13 protein-coding genes are annotated in these 17,142 nt (G+C 76.9%); 10 read left to right on the forward strand and 3 right to left on the reverse strand.

Annotation, left to right across the window (positions count from 1 at the left end; genetic code table 11):
- Nucleotides 1–67 precede the first annotated feature (67 nt).
- The 7 genes from dacB (at nucleotide 68) to D5H75_RS42725 (ending at nucleotide 10,505) form a co-directional block, all read left to right on the forward strand.
- On the forward strand, nucleotides 68–1,618 hold the full coding sequence (gene dacB, locus D5H75_RS05860) for a D-alanyl-D-alanine carboxypeptidase/D-alanyl-D-alanine endopeptidase (protein ID WP_119925334.1): 1,551 nt from the start codon (nucleotides 68–70) through the stop codon (nucleotides 1,616–1,618).
- A gap of 363 nt (nucleotides 1,619–1,981) precedes the next feature.
- Nucleotides 1,982–2,680, forward strand: coding sequence for an alternative oxidase (locus tag D5H75_RS05865; protein ID WP_119925335.1), 699 nt, complete (start codon nucleotides 1,982–1,984; stop codon nucleotides 2,678–2,680).
- Between the two features lie 252 nt (nucleotides 2,681–2,932).
- On the forward strand, nucleotides 2,933–4,159 hold the full coding sequence (locus D5H75_RS05870; RefSeq protein ID WP_242454011.1) for a hypothetical protein: 1,227 nt from the start codon (nucleotides 2,933–2,935) through the stop codon (nucleotides 4,157–4,159).
- On the forward strand, nucleotides 4,156–6,555 hold the full coding sequence (locus D5H75_RS05875) for a serine/threonine-protein kinase (protein ID WP_119925336.1): 2,400 nt from the start codon (nucleotides 4,156–4,158) through the stop codon (nucleotides 6,553–6,555). The genes D5H75_RS05870 and D5H75_RS05875 overlap by 4 nt, the downstream gene beginning before the upstream one ends.
- Nucleotides 6,556–6,769: 214 nt before the next feature.
- Entirely contained in the window at nucleotides 6,770–8,131 is a 1,362-nt protein-coding gene (locus tag D5H75_RS42720; RefSeq protein ID WP_242454012.1) for a protein phosphatase 2C domain-containing protein, read from the forward strand.
- Complete coding sequence (locus tag D5H75_RS05890; RefSeq protein ID WP_119925900.1) at nucleotides 8,128–9,417, forward strand: vWA domain-containing protein; 1,290 nt, start codon at nucleotides 8,128–8,130, stop codon at nucleotides 9,415–9,417. The genes D5H75_RS42720 and D5H75_RS05890 overlap by 4 nt, the downstream gene beginning before the upstream one ends.
- A 152-nt stretch (nucleotides 9,418–9,569) precedes the next feature.
- A complete protein-coding gene (locus D5H75_RS42725) occupies nucleotides 9,570–10,505 on the forward strand; it encodes an FHA domain-containing protein (RefSeq protein WP_119925337.1) in 936 nt (311 codons plus the stop codon).
- A 30-nt stretch (nucleotides 10,506–10,535) separates the two neighbouring features.
- Here D5H75_RS42725 and D5H75_RS43965 read toward each other — a convergent pair whose 3' ends face one another.
- Nucleotides 10,536–10,667: a hypothetical protein gene (locus D5H75_RS43965; protein WP_277949920.1), complete on the reverse strand. Its 132-nt coding sequence runs from the start codon at nucleotides 10,665–10,667 to the stop codon at nucleotides 10,536–10,538.
- On the opposite strand from D5H75_RS43965, the gene D5H75_RS05905 reads away from it, so the two are divergent.
- The 3 genes from D5H75_RS05905 to D5H75_RS05915 are packed head-to-tail and all read left to right on the forward strand — an operon-like array spanning nucleotide 10,654 to nucleotide 14,123.
- Complete coding sequence (locus tag D5H75_RS05905; RefSeq protein ID WP_147425072.1) at nucleotides 10,654–11,973, forward strand: hypothetical protein; 1,320 nt, start codon at nucleotides 10,654–10,656, stop codon at nucleotides 11,971–11,973. The genes D5H75_RS43965 and D5H75_RS05905 overlap by 14 nt on opposite strands.
- A gap of 11 nt (nucleotides 11,974–11,984) precedes the next feature.
- A complete protein-coding gene (locus D5H75_RS05910) occupies nucleotides 11,985–12,806 on the forward strand; it encodes a glutamate ABC transporter substrate-binding protein (protein WP_242454013.1) in 822 nt (273 codons plus the stop codon).
- Between the two features lie 45 nt (nucleotides 12,807–12,851).
- Nucleotides 12,852–14,123 carry an FUSC family protein gene (locus D5H75_RS05915; protein WP_119925340.1) on the forward strand — a complete coding sequence of 424 codons (1,272 nt, stop codon included), beginning with the start codon at nucleotides 12,852–12,854 and terminating at the stop codon, nucleotides 14,121–14,123.
- Between the two features lie 89 nt (nucleotides 14,124–14,212).
- On the opposite strand, the gene D5H75_RS05920 is transcribed toward D5H75_RS05915, so the two are convergent.
- On the reverse strand, nucleotides 14,213–15,409 hold the full coding sequence (locus D5H75_RS05920) for a cytochrome P450 (RefSeq protein WP_242454014.1): 1,197 nt from the start codon (nucleotides 15,407–15,409) through the stop codon (nucleotides 14,213–14,215).
- Nucleotides 15,410–15,551: 142 nt separating this feature from the next.
- Entirely contained in the window at nucleotides 15,552–17,057 is a 1,506-nt protein-coding gene (locus D5H75_RS05925) for an MFS transporter (protein ID WP_119925342.1), read from the reverse strand.
- Between the last annotated feature and the right edge of the window lie 85 nt (nucleotides 17,058–17,142).

The raw sequence follows: 17,142 nt of genomic DNA on the forward strand, positions 1-17,142 counted from the left end.
TCCCGGGTGCGGGGCGGGGGGCGGTGGTTGAGTGGGCGGGGAAGGGGTCCGTTCTCCGGGAGGTGCCATGCGCTCTCTGCCTCGTGTCCTCGCCGCCCTGGCCGCCGCCGGGGCCCTGCTCGCCGGGCCCTGGGCGCCGGTCTCCGGGGAGCGGGCCGGGCCCGCGTCCCTGCGGCAGGACCTCGACCGGATCCTGGCCGACCCGCGCCTCGCGACCGCCCGGGCCGGGGTGGTCGTGCGGGCCGCGGGGAGCGGGGAGGTGCTCTACGAGCGCGACGCCTCGGCGCTGATGACGCCCGCGTCCAACGAGAAGCTGCTCACCGCGGCGGCGGCCTTCGCGATCCTGGGGCCCGGTCACCGGTTCCGCACGGCGGTGCTGGCCGCCGGGGAGCGCGACGGGAGCGCGCTGCGCGGCGACCTGGTCCTCAAGGGCACGGGCGACCCGACCGCGACCGCGCGGGCCTATGACGAGCTGGCGGCGAAGACGGCCGCGAGCGGGGTGCGCACGGTCCGGGGACGGCTCGTGGCCGACGACACCTGGTTCGACGACGTGCGCCTGGGACCGTTCTGGGCCTGGGACGACGAGCCGTACGCCTACTCGGCCCCGATCTCGGCGCTGACGGTGTCCCCCGACGAGGACTACGACGCCGGGGCGGTCATCGTGACCGTACGGCCGGGGGCGGCGGGGCGGCCGGCGCGGGTGACGCTGACGCCGGAGACGGGCGCCGTGCGGATCGTGAACCGGGCCACGACCGGCGGGACCGGCTCCTCGATCACGGTGGACCGGGCGCACGGGTCGGCCGCGATCACGGTGAGCGGGTCGATCGCGCCCGGGTCGCCCGAGGTCAAAAGGTACATGAGCGTCTGGGACCCGACGGCGTACGCCGCCGACGTGTTCCGGCGCGCGCTGGCCCGCCACGGGGTGCGGATCACCGGTCCCACGGTGCGGCGGGCCGCCCCCGCCGGCGCCTCCGAGCTGGCCGCGCGCGAGTCGGCCCCGCTGTCGGCGGTCGCCGTGCCGTACCTCAAGCTCTCCAACAACATGATCGCCGAGATCCTGGTGAAGAGCATGGGCCGGAAGGCGGAGGGCGCCGGGACCTGGGCCGCGGGGCTGCGCGCGATGGAGGGGTACCTGCGCGGGCGCGGCCTGACCGGGCTGCGCGCCACCGACGGCTCCGGCCTCTCCCGCGCCGACCTGGTCTCGCCCGCGCACCTGGCCCGGCTGCTGGAGGCGGCGCGGTCGGAGCCGTGGTTCCCCGCGTTCCTGGCCGCGCTGCCCGTGGCGGGGGACGAGGACCGGCTCACCGGCGGCACGCTGCGCTCGCGGATGCGGGGCACCCCGGCGGCGGGGAACGCGCGCGCCAAGACCGGCACGCTCACCTCGGTCAGCTCCCTGTCCGGGTACGTCCGCTCCGCCGGCGGCGAGGACCTGATCTTCTCGATCATGCTGAACCACCACCTCACCGCCGCGCCCAGGGACGTGGAGGACGCGATCGCCGTACGGCTGGCGCGCTTCCGCCGCGACGAGCCCGCCGGCGGCGCGCTCACGCCCCGCGCCCCGCTGCGGACGGCGCCCGGCACGGCCCACGTGGAGTGCGCCTGGGTGAAGTCCTGCTGACCTCGGGTGTACACCGGACTACACGCCCGGGCGCAGCCGCGGCCCTCACCGCGGCGTCCCGTCCCCCGCGCGGCGGACCCGCCGCCGCGCGCCCCGCGCCGGGGCCGGCCCCGGCGACCCGGGGCCCGCGCGCCCGCCGGGGAGATCGGAACCCCAGGTCACCGGCCCCGCCTGCGGGACGGCCCCGAGAAGGGGCCGCGGCGCCCCCCTCCACCCCCTAGGGGACGTCCCCTCCGCTGCCGGGCGTAGGGGGAGGCCGCGCCTTACCCCCGGGGAGGCAACGCGAGAGACCTCCGGCGGCGGACGACCGGGCGGGGGTCCGGCGGCGACGATCTGTGTGTCGCCGAGAGAGAGGGAAGCCCGATGACGATCACGATGAACCGCCCCGAGGCCCCGGCCGGTCCGGTCAAGCTCGACCGCCACGACCTCCGCGCCGCGCAGATCGAGACCCTGGAGACGCCGCGCATGAAGTACGGCCTGCTCTCCAGGATGATGTTCGCCCCCGTGGACCTGCTGTACGGCAAGCGCGGCTCGTTCACCAAGTTCGCGATGCTGGAGACGATCGCGCGGGTGCCGTACCAGGCGTGGGAGCGGGTGGGGTACTGGGCGGTGCACCGGTACCGCGGCCGGTCCGCCCTGGCCCGGCGGGTGTTCGAGCGCATCGTCGAGGCGCGCTCGGACCAGGACAACGAGCAGTGGCACCTGCTGATCATGCAGGACCTCGTCCAGCGGGACGGGCACCGCCAGAGCTGGCTGCTGCACCGGGCCGCGCCGTGGGCGATCTCGTTCTTCTACTACCACGTCTCGTGGATCCTGTTCCTGGTCAAGCCGGAGTGGAGCTACCGCCTCAACGCCGAGTTCGAGGACCACGCCGAGCACTCCTACATGGAGTTCGTGGCCGAGAACCCCGAGCTGGAGCACCGGCCCGACCCGGGCGCCTACGCCGCCGAGTACGGGCGCTACGACTCCGTGGCGGACCTGATGCGCCAGATCGGCCACGACGAGCGGGTGCACAAGCTCGACAGCATGGCCCACATGGCGGCGCCCCGCCTGACCGACTAGGCCCCCGGTGCAGCGGGCCCCGGCCGCCGTCCCCCTCGGGACGGCGGCCTGCCCGTGCCGCCACACTCGCGCGGGGGTAGCGCCGGAAGCCCGGATTCGTCAGACTATTTCGCGACAATGCACTCTGGCGTGTGCGTCCGCGCCAGACGTGGGCGATCCGGCGTGCCGCCGGGCGCGCACGGTCAGACGCGCCACAGCGGCCGGGGGGCACGTTCAGCACGGGGGTCACTGGTGAGCCACGCGGGTCCGCCCATGAGCCGGGAGGGAGTGGAACACGCGCTGGCCCGGCTGCGGACCGACCGGGAGCGCATCTCCACCCGGCTCCTGGAGCTCAACGACCACCTCGCCCACCGCCTGCTCAAGGGCGGCGCGCTCACCGGCGTCACCGAGCGCCGCTGGCGCGAGGCCGACGCCGCGATCACCACGCTGTGGCGGCTGTTCGACGCCTACCAGACCGTGCTCGACCGCGCCGAGGAGCTGTGCGCCGGCCGGCCCGGCCCGGAGGAGCTGGAGGAGCTGACCTTCCTGATCACCGGGCCCTCCGTGAAGACGCCCCGCGAGGACCTGCCGCTGGAGCGCGCCGGGCTGCTCGGCGACGCCGGCGAGCACGTGACGCTCGCCGGGGCGCTGACCCGCATGAGCGCCGCCTTCGACACCGCCACCGCCGTCGTCGCCGCGGCCGACGCCGCCTGGTCCGGGCTGCTCCCCCGGCTGGAGGCCGCCGAGAAGGCCTGGCAGGAGGCCCGCGCGCACCTCGCCGCCCTCGTCCCGCCCGGGGCGGGCGCCCCGCCGTACGGCGAGACGCCCGAGATCGGCCGGGCGCGGCGGCTGGAGCGCGAGCTGGACGCGGCGCGGGCGCTGGTGCGCGGGGACCCGCTGTCGCTGGTGCGGGACGGCCACGCCGACACCTCCGGCCTGGACCGGCTGACCGGCGAGATCGGCGCGCTGCGCGCGGTGCTGGCCGAGGCCGTACGGCTGCGCGAGGGCTACGGCGAGCGGCGGCGCGAGCTCGGCGGGCGCGTGGACGAGGTGGCCGTGGCCGAGGAGGAGGCGGCCGCGCTGCGCGCGCGGGTGGTCGGCCGCATCGCGAACGTGTCCCCGCCGGAGGTCCCCCGCCTGTCCGCCGCGCTGCGGGAACGGCTCGCGGCGCTCGACTCGTTGCGGGAGCGGGGGCGGTGGGCCGAGCTGGCGCGGCGCGCGGGCGAGCTCGAACGGTCCGCCGACGACGCGCTGCGGAGGGTGCGGGCCGTGCGGGACTCGGCGGGGGGACTGCTCGACCGGAGGGACGAGCTGCGCGGGCGGCTCGGGGCCTACCGGGCCAAGGCGGCGCGGCTGGGGTACGCCGAGGACCTGCGGGTCTCCGAGCTGCACCGGCGCGCCCACGACCTGCTGTGGACCGCGCCCTGCGACCTGCGGGCGGCCACGGCCGCGCTCGCGGAGTACCGGCGGGCGCTCGGCGGAGAGGGGGCCGCGCGATGACCAGGTGCACGCAACCCGGCTGCGGCGGCGCGGTCGAGGACGGATACTGCACCGTCTGCGGCCTGGCCCCCGCGCCCGCCGCCCCTTCCGCCCCCGCCGGGCAGGGCGCGCCCTCCGGGTCCGCCGGGGCTTCCGGGCCCGCCGGGGCTTCGGTCCCCTCCCCCGCGTCGGCCGGGCTCGTCGCCCAGGGCGCCGCGCGGCCCGGCACCCCGCCCGGCCCCGCCGCCGCCGGGTCCTCCGGCCCGGCGTTCTCCGGGGCCTCGTTCTCCGGGGCCTCGTTCTCGGGGGGCTCGTTCTCGGGGGGCTCGTTCTCCGGCGCCGCGGCGCCGGGCGCGAGCCGTACGGGCTCCACCGGGGGGACCCGCGGGACCGGGGCGGTGCGGCGCGGCACGCTCGGAGCCGGGCTCGTGGAGGTGCCGCCGGTCCCGTGGCGGGACCCGTCGCAGGCGGTGATGAAGGACGCCCGGGTCGCCGAGGACAAGCGCTTCTGCGGCAAGTGCGGCGGGCCGGTCGGGCGGAGCCACGGCGGGCGGCGGGGGCGGCCCGAGGGGTTCTGCCCCGCGTGCGGGGACCGGTTCTCGTTCACGCCGAAGCTGGGGCCCGGCGACCTGGTGGCGGGGCAGTACGAGGTGCTCGGCTGCCTGGCGCACGGCGGGCTGGGCTGGATCTACCTGGCCCGCGACCGCAACGTGAGCGACCGCTGGGTGGTGCTCAAGGGCCTGCTGGACAGCGGCGACGCCGACGCGCACGCCGCGGCGGCGGCCGAGCGCGCCACGCTGGCGGAGATCGAGCACCCCAACATCGTCAAGATCTACAACTTCGTGCGGCACCCGGACCCCGGCGGGGCCACCACCAGCGGGTACATCGTGATGGAGTACGTCGGCGGGCAGTCGCTCAAGGACGTGCTCAAGCGGCGGCGCGAGCAGGAGGGCCCGGACGCGGCGCTGCCGCTCGGCCAGGCCATCGCGTACGCCCTGGAGGTGCTGCGCGCCTTCGGCCACCTGCACGCTCGCGGCCTCGTGTACTGCGACCTCAAGCCGGACAACGTGATCCAGTCCGAGGAGCAGCTCAAGCTCATCGACATGGGCGCGGTGCTGCGGCTCAAGGACGTCACCCACGAGACCCCGATCTTCGGCACGGTCGGCTACCAGGCCCCGGAGATCGCCGCCGACGGCCCCTCGGTCTGCTCCGACCTCTACACCGTCGGCCGCACGCTCGCCGTGCTCAGCTTCCCGTTCAAGGGCTACAGCGGCACGTACGCCCACGACCTGCCGCCCCGCCACCAGGTGCCCGTGCTGTCGGCCCACGAGTCGTACGACCGGCTGCTGCGGCGCGCCACGCACCGGGACCCGCGGCGCCGGTTCCAGAGCGCGGGAGAGATGGCCGACCAGCTCACCGGGGTGCTGCGCGAGGTGCTGGCCGCCGAGGACGGGGCGCCCCGGCCGGCGCCGTCCACGCTGTTCGGGCCCGAGCAGCACGCGGGCGTGGCCGACGTCACCGCCGTCCTGACGCCGGTCGCGGCGGCCACCGCGCTGCCGGTCCCGCTGGTGGACCCCGGGGACCCGGTGGCGGGGTTCCTGGCCGGGGTGGCGAGCCTGCGGCACGGGGAGCTGGCGACCGCGCTCGCCGCCGCGCCCCTGCGGGCCCCGGAGATCTTCCTGTCGCTGGCGCGGGTCCGGGCCGAGCAGGGCGACGACAACCACGCGCTGGCCAACCTGCGCGAGATCACCGGCACGACGCGGGGCGACTGGCGCGACGACTGGTACCGCGCGGTGCTGGACCTGGCCGAGGGCCGCTTCGGCGACGCCCGCGCCGGGTTCGACCGGCTGTACGGCGAGCTGCCCGGCGAGGCCGCGCCCAAGCTCGCGCTCGGCTTCGCCGGGGAGTGCGAGGGGCTGAACGCGGAGGCGGCGCGGTTCTACGAGACGGTGTGGCGCACCGACCGGTCGTACGTCAGCGCGGCGTTCGGGCTGGCCCGGGTACGGCTTGGCCAGGGCGACCGCGCCGGGGCGATCGACGTGCTGGACTCGGTGCCGGCCATCTCCAGCCACCACGTGGCGGCGCAGGTCGCGGCGGTGACGGCCACCGTGCGCGAGCGGGACCCGGCGGACCTGACCGAGCGGGACCTGGGGCTGGCCGGGGACCGGGTGCAGGCGCTGAAACTCGAGCGGTCGCGGCTGGCGGCCGAGGTGCTGGAGAGCGCGCTGGCCTGGCTGCTCGCCGGAGGGACCCCCGCCCAGCCGGTGCGCCTGCTCGGCGCGCGGCTGGCCGAGCGGGACGTGCGCGCCCGCCTCGACGGGCTGTACCGCGAGCTGGCGCGCCACACCGTGGACCGCGCCGCGCGGCGGGCCCTGGTGGACCGCGCGAACGCCGTGCGCCCGAGGACCCTGCTGTGAGCCGCGCCGCGAACCACCCCGTGAGCCGCGCCGAGCACCGTGCCGCGGTCCGTGTCGCGGTCCGTGTCGCGGTCCGTGCCGCGGGCCGTGTCGCGGGCCGTGTGAACCGCGCCGCCCGAACCGTTGTCGGAACGAATGTGAGAGTTCCCGCCCGAATCCCCGCCAGAGCCGCATCCCCGAGAGCCGTTGTGACGCCGTTGTGACGAAGGAGACGATGAACACCTGCACCGACTGCGGCGGGGCCGTCGAGGACGGCTACTGCGCGGCCTGCGGCCTGCGCGCCCCCGCCGAGTCCGACCACGTCGAGATCGAGACCGACGCCGCGGCCGCCGTGAGCGACCGGGGCCACCGTCACAGCCGCAACGAGGACGCGATGGCCCTTTCGGTCCTGGATCCGGGGGTGGTGGCCGTGGTCTGCGACGGCGTGTCCTCCTCCCCGCGCCCCGAGGTCGCCTCCGGCACGGCGGCGCGCACGGGCGCCCGCGTCCTGGCCGGGGAGCTGCGGGCGGGCCGTACGCCCGAGGAGGCGACGCGGCTGGCGGCGCTGACGGCGGCCGAGGCGGTGAAGGAGCTGGCGCCGTCCGCGTCCAACGCCCCGGCCTGCACCTACGTGTCCGCCTTCGTCTCCCCCGCCGCCGTCACCGTGGGCTGGGTCGGCGACAGCCGCGCCTACTGGCTCGCGGTGCGCCAGGGGGCGGAGACCGCCGGCGAGAGCACGCTCCCCTTCCCCCCTGCCGTCAACGGCTCCGCGCCGCCGGGCTCCGATGGCCCGGCGGAGGCCGGCGATCCGCGCCCGGCGGGCTCCGCCACGGCCGAGATCCGCGTGCCGGCCCCCGAGCCGGCGGCCGGCGGCCCGGCGGACCCGGAACCGGTAGGCACGGAACCGGTGGGCACGGAACCGGTGGACACGGAACCGGTGGACAGCGGGCCCGCGGACGCCGGGGCTGACGTCCCCCTTCCGCGCCCTGCGCCCGGGGTGACCGTGCCGAGCCCCCGCTCCCCCGGCGACGACCCGGCCCGTCCCGCGGCCGCGCCTCCCGTCGGCGGCGGCCGTACGGGCGGCGACCCCGCGGAGTCCCAGCCCGCGACGCTGGAGACGGGACTGCCGGCGACGCTGGAGACGGGGCTCCCGTCGGCGCTGCTCACGGTGGACGACTCGTGGGGGACGCAGATGGCGGCGCTGGGGGTGCGGACGCGCAGCGCCAGCCGGAACGCGCACGTGCTGACCGCGTGGCTGGGCGCGGACGCCGGGGAGGTCCGGCCGCACGTCGAGACGTTCACGCCCGCCGGGCCCGGCGTGGTGCTGGTGTGCAGCGACGGGCTGTGGAACTACCTGCCCGAGCCGCACCGGCTGGCCGCCGCCGTGGCGGAGGCGCTGGGCGGGCGGGTGCCGCACGAGCGCGGCGCCGCGCTGGAGGTGGCGCGCGCGCTGGTGCGGTTCGCGCTCGACTCGGGCGGGCGGGACAACGTGACCGTGGCGGTCGTCCCGTTCCCGCCGCCGGGAGGCGGCCCGGACGCCGGGACGCGGACCGGGGACCAGGACGGACAGGACATCTCAGAGGGCGGCCCACAATGAGCGATCTCCCCGAGTTCCAGGTGCACGTGGACCAGAACCGATACCTGCCCGAGGGCGGGCAGGAGGTCCACGCGATCGTGACGGTGGAGTCCGCGGGCGTCGCCGGCGCGGCGCCCCGGGCGGCCGAAGTGATCATCATCGACACGTCCGGCTCGATGGCGATGCCGGACGTCAAGATCGTCGAGGCGCGGCGGGCGGCGATGGCGGCCGTGGACACGCTGCGCGACGGCGTGGACTTCGCGGTCGTCGCCGGGTCCCACGAGGCCCGGATGGTGTTCCCGCCCCAGCCGGGCATGGTCGCGGCCTCGGAGCGGTCCCGCGAGGACGCCAAGGCGCTGATCCGGCGGCTGACCCCGGACGGCGGCACCGCGATCGGGAGCTGGCTGTGGCTGGCCAACCACCTGTTCGAGCGGAACGGCGCCGCGCTGCGCCACGCGATCCTGCTCACCGACGGCAAGAACCAGCACGAGTCCCCCCAGCAGCTCGACACCATCCTCGGGGTGTGCGCGGGCCGCTTCGTCTGCGACTGCCGGGGCGTCGGCACCGACTGGGAGGTGGCCGAGCTGCGCAAGATCGCGACCGCGCTGCTCGGCGGCGTGGACATCGTGGCCGACCCGGCCGGGCTGGAGGCCGACTTCCGGGAGATGACCGAGGCGGCGATGGGCAAGGCCGTGGCCGACGTGATGCTGCGCGTGTGGATCCCGCAGGGGGCGCGGCTGCGGTTCGTCAAGCAGGTCGCGCCCACCGTGGTGGACCTGACGGGCAAGCGCGTGGACAGCGGCCCGCAGTCCGGGGACTATCCGACCGGGTCGTGGGGCCGGGAGAGCCGCGACTACCACATCTGCGTCGAGGTGCCCCCGGGCGAGATCGGCCGGGAGATGCGGGCCGCGTGGGTGAAGCTGGTCGTGCCCGGCGCCGAGGAGCGGGTGCTCGGCACCGGCAACGTGCTGGCCGAGTGGACCGCCGACGAGGCCAAGTCCACGCAGCTCAACCAGCGGGTGGCCCACTACACCGGGCAGGCCGAGCTGGCCTCGGCCATCCAGGAGGGGCTGCGGGCGCGGCGCGACGGCGACGAGGCGACCGCCACGGCCCGGCTGGGGCGCGCGGTGGCGCTGGCGCACGAGTCCGGCAACGAGGCGACCGCGCGGCTGCTGCGCAAGGTCGTGGACGTCATGGACCCGGCCACCGGCACCGTGCGGCTGCGCAAGGACGTCGACAAGGCCGACGAGATGTCGCTGGACACCCGGTCCACGAAGACCGTGCGGACCCGCAAGGAGGGCGCGTGACCCCGCGACCCGTCCCGCCGTCGGCCGGGCCGCGCTCCGGGCCGTCCGCCGCGCCGTCCGCCGGGCCGCGCTCCGGGCCGTCCGCCGGGCCGTCCGCCGCGCCGTCCGCCGGGCCGCCAGCCGGGTCCTCCGGCGGGGAGGGAGCGTGAGCCGTGGCGACCTGTCCTGACGGCCACGCCTCGGCCGACCCCGAGTACTGCGACGTCTGCGGCGCCCGGATCGCCCCGTCCCCAGCGCCGTCCTCCGCGCCGTCCCCCGCCGCCGGGTCCCCGGCGTTCCCGGCTCCCCCGGCGGCGGCCGGCTCCGGGGAGCCGTGCCCGGACTGCGGCGTCCCCCGCACGGGCCGGTTCTGCGAGGACTGCGGATACGACTTCGACCTGCGCACCCCGCCCGCGTCCCCCGCGCCCGCACCGCCGGGACCCGCGGGCGCGGGCGGGCCCGCCGGAGCGCCGCCCGCGCCCGGACCGGCCTCCGGTACGGCGGGCGGCCCCGCACCGGCCGCGCCCCCAGGCGCCGGGACCACCGGGACCACGGGCACCGGAACCACGGGCACCGGAACCACCGGCACCGGGACCACGGGCGGGCCCGCCGGGAGCGCCGGGAGCGCCGTCGCCCCGGGCGCGGGCGGCCCGGGCGCGGCGGGCGCCAGCCGTACGGCCGGGGGCGCGGCGGGCGGCGGGACCGGCCGGTGGGAGGCGGTGATCACGGCGGACCGGGAGTACTACGAGACGGTGATCGAGGAGGGGGAGATCGACCGGGCGGCGTTCCCCTTTCCGCCCTACTGCCCGGAGCGGCGGGTGACGCTGGCGGGGCCGTACGTCCGGATCGGGCGGCGCGGCTCGGGCCCGGGGGACGCGCCGGAGATCGACCTCGGGACGCCGCCCGCGGATCCGGGGGTCTCGCACGTGCACGCGGTCCTGATCGAGCAGCCGGACGGGTCGTGGCGGCTGGTCGACCCGGGGTCCACGAACGGGACGAAGGTGAACGGCGGCCCCGGGGTGATCGCGGTGAACACCGAGGTGCCGCTGGCCGACGGCGACCGGGTGCACCTGGGCGTGTGGACGACGATCACCCTCCGGCGGGGGTAGCGGCGTGACGACGACCGCCCCTCCCCCGGCTCACTCGCCGGCGTCCGCCCCGCCCTCACCCCCGGCCTCCGCGCCCCCGTCCTCCGCGCCCCCGGCGGCCCCGCCGGCCGGGGCGCTGCGGCGGTGGGCGCGCACGCGGGCGGGCGGCGTGAGCGTGCTCACGCTCGCGGCGCTGGCGGCGCTGCTGGCCTTCGGGGTCTCCGCGTCCGTCGGCGCGGGGGACGCGCGCGAGGCGCTGCGGGTGATCGGGCGGGACGCGGGGCCGCAGGCGGTGGCCACGGCGGACCTGTACTTCACGCTCGGCGACATGGACGCCCAGGTCGCGAACGTGCTGCTGATCGGCGGCGAGGAGGGCCTGTCACGCGAGCGGGAGGCGGCGCTGCGGACGTACGAGCGGCGGCGCGACGCGGCGAGCGCGGCGCTGCTCCAGGCGGCCGACCTGACCGGCGACGACCCGGCCGAGCAGCGCACGGTGCGCGACGTGCTGAGCGGGCTGAGCCGCTACGAACGGCTGGCGGCCGAGGCGCTCGTGCTCGACCGGCGGTCGGGGCATCGGGCCGGGCCGCCGCCGGCGGAGGTGACGGAGCTGTACCGGCGGGCGACCGACCTGATGCGGCTGGAGCTGCTGCCCAAGGCGTACAACCTGACGCTGGAGAGCGGGGCGCTGGTCCGGCGGACGTACGAGGACCGGCGGCGCGACGTGCTGGTGGCGCGGGCGGTGAGCCTGGTGGCCGGGCTCCTGCTGGCCGGCGCGCTCGTGGCGCTCCAGGTCTACCTGGCGGCGCGGTTCCGGCGGCTGCTCAACCCGGCGCTGGCGCTGGCGCTCGCGGGCGCGGCGGTGCTCACGGCGGCGGCGTCCGGGCTGCTGGGCGGGCAGGCCGAGCAGCTCCGGCGGGCCAGGGACGAAGGGTTCGACCACGTGCTGGCGCTGTCGCGGGCGCGGGCGAAGGGGATCGGCGTGCAGGCCGACCAGAGCCGGTTCCTGCTGGACCCGGCGCGGCGGGACACCTACGAGCAGGCGTACCTGGACCAGTCGCAGAGCATCGTGTACGTGCCCGCCGACAGCCTCGGCGACTACCACCGGGCGGTGGCGGGGGCGGACGGCTCGCGGCTGCTCGGGCTGGTCGGCGAGCGGGTGCGCGGCCGAACGGGCGAGCCGGCGGTGCGCGACGTCCTGACCGGCTTCCAGGGGTTCCAGCGGCGGGACCGGGAGCTGCGCCACCTGGTCCGCTCCGGCAGGACGCGCGAGGCGGTGGCGCTGCGGCTGGGCGCCTCCGGGCGCGCCTTCGACCGGTACGACGGGGCGCTGGTCTCCCTGGTCACGGCGCACCGGAACGCGTTCGAGGGGGCCGTGCGGACCGGCGAGGCGCGGATGGGCCCATGGCCGTACGCGCTGCCGGTGGGGGCCGTGCTGATCGGCCTGCTCGTGCTGGCCGGCGTGCGGCCCCGGCTCGCGGAGTACCGATGAGAGGATCGCCGATGCGGCGCGTGCTGATCGTCCCCCCGCCGGCGGCCGCCCTGGCCGTCCTGGCCGCCCTGGCCCTCCTGGCCGGGTGCGGCGGGGACCGGGAGTCCGCCGCCGGCCGGGACACCCTGGTGATCGGGGTGAACGCCGACGGGCCGGGCCTGGGCCTGCGGACCGGGAACCGGTTCGAGGGCTTCGACGTCGACGTCGCGCGGGAGATCGCCAGGCGGCTGGGCGCGCGCGACGTGCGGTTCCGGGCGCTGCGGTCGGCCGACCGCGAGAAGTTCCTCGAACGCGGCACGGTGGACCTGGTCGTGGCGACGTACTCGATCACCGCCGAGCGCAAGACCCGCGTCACCTTCGCGGGGCCGTACTACGTGGCCCACCAGGACACGCTGGTGCGGCGCGGGGAGGGCCGGATCCGGGACGTGCGCGACCTGGCCGGGCGGCGGCTGTGCCGGGTCGACGGCTCCAACTCCTGGCGGCGGGTGATCCAGCAGCGCGGGGTGCCCGCCGAGCCGGTGCCCGCCGGGAACTACGCCGAGTGCGTGCGGATGCTGAAGGCGGGACTGGTGGACGCCGTCTCCACCGACGACCTGATCCTGGCCGGGCTCGTCCGGGGCGACTCCTCGGCGCGCGTGGTCAACGCCCCCTTCAGCGACGAGCGGTACGGCGTGGGCCTGCGCAAGGGGGACGTGGCCGGATGCGAGGCGGTGAACAAGGCGATCACCGGGATGTACCAGGACGGGACGGCGGCCGGGCTGCTGCGCAGGTGGTTCGGGCCTTCGGGGCTGCGCCTGACGACGACGGTGCCCGAGTTCGAGGGCTGCGACTAGCCGCGGATGAATAGGTCGGCCGAAATCGGCTATTAGGCCAGGGCCATGACCAATGTCTTCCGGAGCGGGCCCGCCCGGCGTGTCTCGTCGGCCATCCGCGACGCGACACGCCCCATCCACAAGCCCCTGCAGCTCGTGACTAACAACGCGCAGCCCACCGCGCTGTACGTCATCCGTCTCACGCTGACCGCGATGGCGGCGTACACGATCGCGACCCTGCTGCCCGGGCAGGTCGCCAAGCCGCTGCTGGCCCCCCTGACCGCGCTGCTGGTCCTGCAGTTCTCGATGATCGAGACGATCCGGGCGGCCGGGCGGCGCATCGCCAGCGTCGTCGCCGGCGTGCTGATCGCGGTGCTGCTGTCGATGACGCTCGGCTTCAACGTCTGGACGCTGGGCGCCGCGATCGCCGCCGCCCTGGTCTTCGGGCACCTCATCCGGCTCGGCGACGCGATCCTGGAGGTGCCCATCAGCGCGATGCTGATCTTCGCGCTGGGCGCGCAGACCGAGGCCGGCGCCATCGACCGGGTCTTCGAGACGATCATCGGCGCCGCGACCGGGCTGATCTCCGGCCTGATCGCCTCCCCCATCCACGTGCGGCCGGCCGCAGCCGAGGTCGACGACCTGGCCCGGCGGATGGGCGGGCTGCTGGAACGGATGGCCAAGGGCCTGGAGGAGGGCGAGGAGGGCCGGCGCGCCGAGGCGTGGGTGAAGGAGAGCCGCGTGCTGAGCCGGGAGATCCAGGACGTGGACCAGTCGCTGGACCGGGCCGAGGAGAGCGTGCGGCTCAACCCGCGCGCGCAGGGCCAGGTGCAGAAGGCCGTGTCGCTGCGCAACGGGCTGGAGACGCTGGAGCACATCGTGCTCACCATGCGCGGACTGACGCGCTCCCTGGCCGACCGCGCGGTCCAGCCCCACCTGCAGGGCGCGGCGTACGAGCACGAGGAGCGGCAGCGGCTCGCCGCGACGCTGTGCGAGCTGAGCCAGGGCATCCAGTGCTACGGGCGGCTGGTCAGCGCCGACGTGTCCGGCGACGCCGACGAGTACGACGACTCCCTGGAGCGCCACCTGCGCCAGGGCCGGGCCCAGCGCGACCGCTTCGCCGAGGTGCTGCGGCCCGAGGTGGGGGTGCAGACCGCCGAGTGGCGGCTGCACGCGGAGATGCTCGTCCACCTGGACCGGATCATGGACCTGCTGCAGTCCGAGAGCCGCGTCCGGGCGCGGGAGCGGAACCAGCGCCGCCGCCGGACCCGCCGCCAGTTCGTCCCCACGCCGTCGCTGCGCACCCGCGCGTTCCGCCGCCGGGGCCGCGTCTCCTGACCCGTCCCGTCCCGCCCTGCCCCGTGGCGGCCGTACGGCCCCGGGCCCGCCGTACGGCCGCCACGGGGCCAGGCAGGGGGCAGGCGGGGTCAGGCGGGGGCAAGGCCGGTGACGGGGAGGCTGATCCAGCCTCGGGCGAAGGCCGAGCGCAGGCGCACGCCGTTCGCGGTGTCCACGCCGGCGTGCGGGTGGCGGCGCAGCAGTTCCTCGAAGGCGACGCGGGCCTGGAGGCGGGCCAGGTGGCTTCCGACGCAGAAGTGGGGCCCGGTGGCGAAGCCGAGGTGGCGCTTGATGTCGCGGGTGACGTCGAGTCGTTCCGCGTCCGGGCCGAACTCGCGCTCGTCGCGGTTGGCGGAGCCGTACAGCATCATGACCTTGGAGCCCGGGGGGATGGTGACGCCGTGCGCGGTGACCTCGCGGGTGGTGGTGCGGGCGAGGGCCTGCACCGGGCCCTCCAGGCGCAGGAACTCCAGGACGGCGTTCGGGATGAGGGCGGGGTCGCGGGCCAGGCGCTCGCGCTGGGCGTGGTCGCCGTCCAGCAGCATGACGCCGTTGGAGACGAGGTTGCCGGTGGTGTCGTTGCCCCCGGCGACCATGACGAAGCAGAAGCCGAGCACGTCCCAGTCGGTGAGCCGGTCGCCGTCGATCTCGGCCTGGGTCAGCGCGCTGATCAGGTCGTCGCCGGGGTCGGCGCGGCGGGCCCGGACCAGGTCGCCGAAGTAGGCGAACATCTCGGCCACCGCGTCCTTGGCGCTCGCCGCGGCGCCGAGCGCGAAGCCGTCGTTCCCGATCTCCACCAGCGCCCGCACCCAGGGGTCGAACCGGCCCCGGTCGGCCTCGGGCACGCCGAGCAGGTCGGCGAGGACGAACGTGGGCAGCGGCGAGGAGAAGTCCCGGTGCAGGTCGGGGGCCGCCCCGTCGGCGGCGGCGCGCTCCATGTCCCGGATCCGGGCGGCGGCGAACCCCCGGATCCGGTCCTCCAGCTCGCGGGTGCGGCGCGGGGTGAAGCCGTGGCCGACCAGGGCGCGCAGCCGGGTGTGCCGCGGCGGGTCCAGCATGACGATCGTGGGCGCCAGCCCCAGGCCGCCGATCTCGTCGGGGTGGAACGTCAGGCCGCTCGCCGAGGAGAAGGCGGCGGTGTCGCGCACCGCGTCCCACACGTCCTCGAACCGGGAGAACGCCCAGCAGTCCAGCCGCTCGTTCCGGGAGACGGGCGCGTGGTCCCGCATCCGGCGGTACGCGGGGAAGGGGTCGTCCAGGAACGCGTGATCCAGGGGGTCGTACACCCGGGCCTCCTTCATCACCAAGCGCTTGCTCCCATCTCACCACGGGCCCGGCCCCCGCGACATCCCGCCGGGCGGCCCGCGTGACCCCGCCGGGCGGCCCGCGGGCGCGGCGGGGCCCGCGCGGCCCCGCCGCGTCACCGGCTCAGGCCGCAGGGGTGCGGCGCAGGACGGCCGCGACCAGCAGGGCGACCCCGGCCATGAGGACGGCGCTGACCGCCGCGGTCACCTGGAAGCCCCGGACGTACGCCTCGCGGGCCACGGCGAGCAGGGCGGACGCGGCGTCCGGGGGCAGCGCCTCGGCGGCGGACACGGCCGCGGCCAGGGTGTCCCTGGCCGCCGGCGCGACGCCGGCGGGCATGCTCGCGCGGTAGACGGCGGTGATCACGCTGCCGAGGACGGCGACGCCGAGCGCTCCGCCGAGCTGGGGCGCGGTGGTGGAGACCGCCGAGGCGGCCCCGGCGCGGTCCGGCGGGGCGGCGCCGATCACGATGTCGGTGGCAAGCGTCATCATCGGGCCGAGCCCGGCGGAGACCACGACCGCGCCGGCGACCAGCGGGGCGAGGCCGCCGCCGGAGAACGCCAGCAGCGCGTACCCGGCCGCGGACACCGCCAGCCCCGCGGCGATCACCACGGCGGGGCGGATCCGGCGGGCCAGGCGCGGCGCGAGCGTGGACCCGGCGATGACCCCGGCGGCGCTCGGCGCGGTCCACAGCCCCGCCTCCAGCGGCGACAGGCCGTGGACGAGCTGGAGGCACTGCGCGATCGCGTAGTTCGACCCCCAGAGCACGAAGATCCCCAGGCCGAGCGTGACCACGCCCGCCGAGAACGCCCGGTCCCGGAACAACCCGAGGTCGAGGAAGGGGTCGGCCAGGCGCCGCTGCCGCCGCGCGAACAGCGCCCCCAGCGCCACGCTCGCGGCGACCGCGGCCAGCGGCACGGGGCCGGGGCCCTCGGCGGCGATCCGCTTGAGCCCGTACACGGCGGGCAGCACCGCGCCCAGCGACAGCAGCGCGCTGAGCGGGTCCAGCCGGGCGGTCCCGCCGCCCCGGTGCTCGGGGAGCAGCGGCGGGGCGGCGGCCAGCAGCAGCGCCATGACGGGGACGGCGATCAGGAACCCCGACCCCCACCAGAACCGGTCCAGCAGCCACCCGCCGGCCAGGGGCCCGATCGCGGTGCCCGCCGACACGCTGGCGACGAGCGCCCCGATCGCGACCGCGCGCTGGCGCGGCACGGGGAACATGGCCGCCGCCAGGGCCAGCGCGGACGGCATGAGCGTGGACCCGGCCACGCCCATCAGGGCCCGGGCCGCGATCAGCGTGCCGGGGTCGGGCGCGTACGCGGCCAGCGCGGACGCCGCGCCGTACCCGGCCGCGCCGATCAGCAGGAGCCGCCGGCGGCCGATCCGGTCGCCCCAGGCCCCCATCGTGATCAGCGATCCGGCCAGCAGGAACGCGTAGACGTCCACGATCCACAGCAGCTCGGTGCTGCTCGCGCCCAGGTCGCGCCCGATGGCGGGCAGCGCCAGGTGGGTCACGGTCAGCTCCAGCGACGCGAGCAGCGCGGGAAGCGCCAGCGCTGCCAGCCCCGCCCACTCCCGCCGGCCGGCGGGGCGCGGGGTCTCGGTGATGACGTGCGGAGATGTCGTCATGCCCCCGAGTATCAAACCTCAACAATCATTGAGGTCAATGCCTGGCGCGAACGGCTCCCGCGCCCGGCGGTGCCGGATGGGCCGG

The sequence above is a fragment of the Bailinhaonella thermotolerans genome (genome assembly GCF_003594875.1).
GTDB classification, from domain to species: Bacteria; Actinomycetota; Actinomycetes; order Streptosporangiales; family Streptosporangiaceae; genus Bailinhaonella; species Bailinhaonella thermotolerans.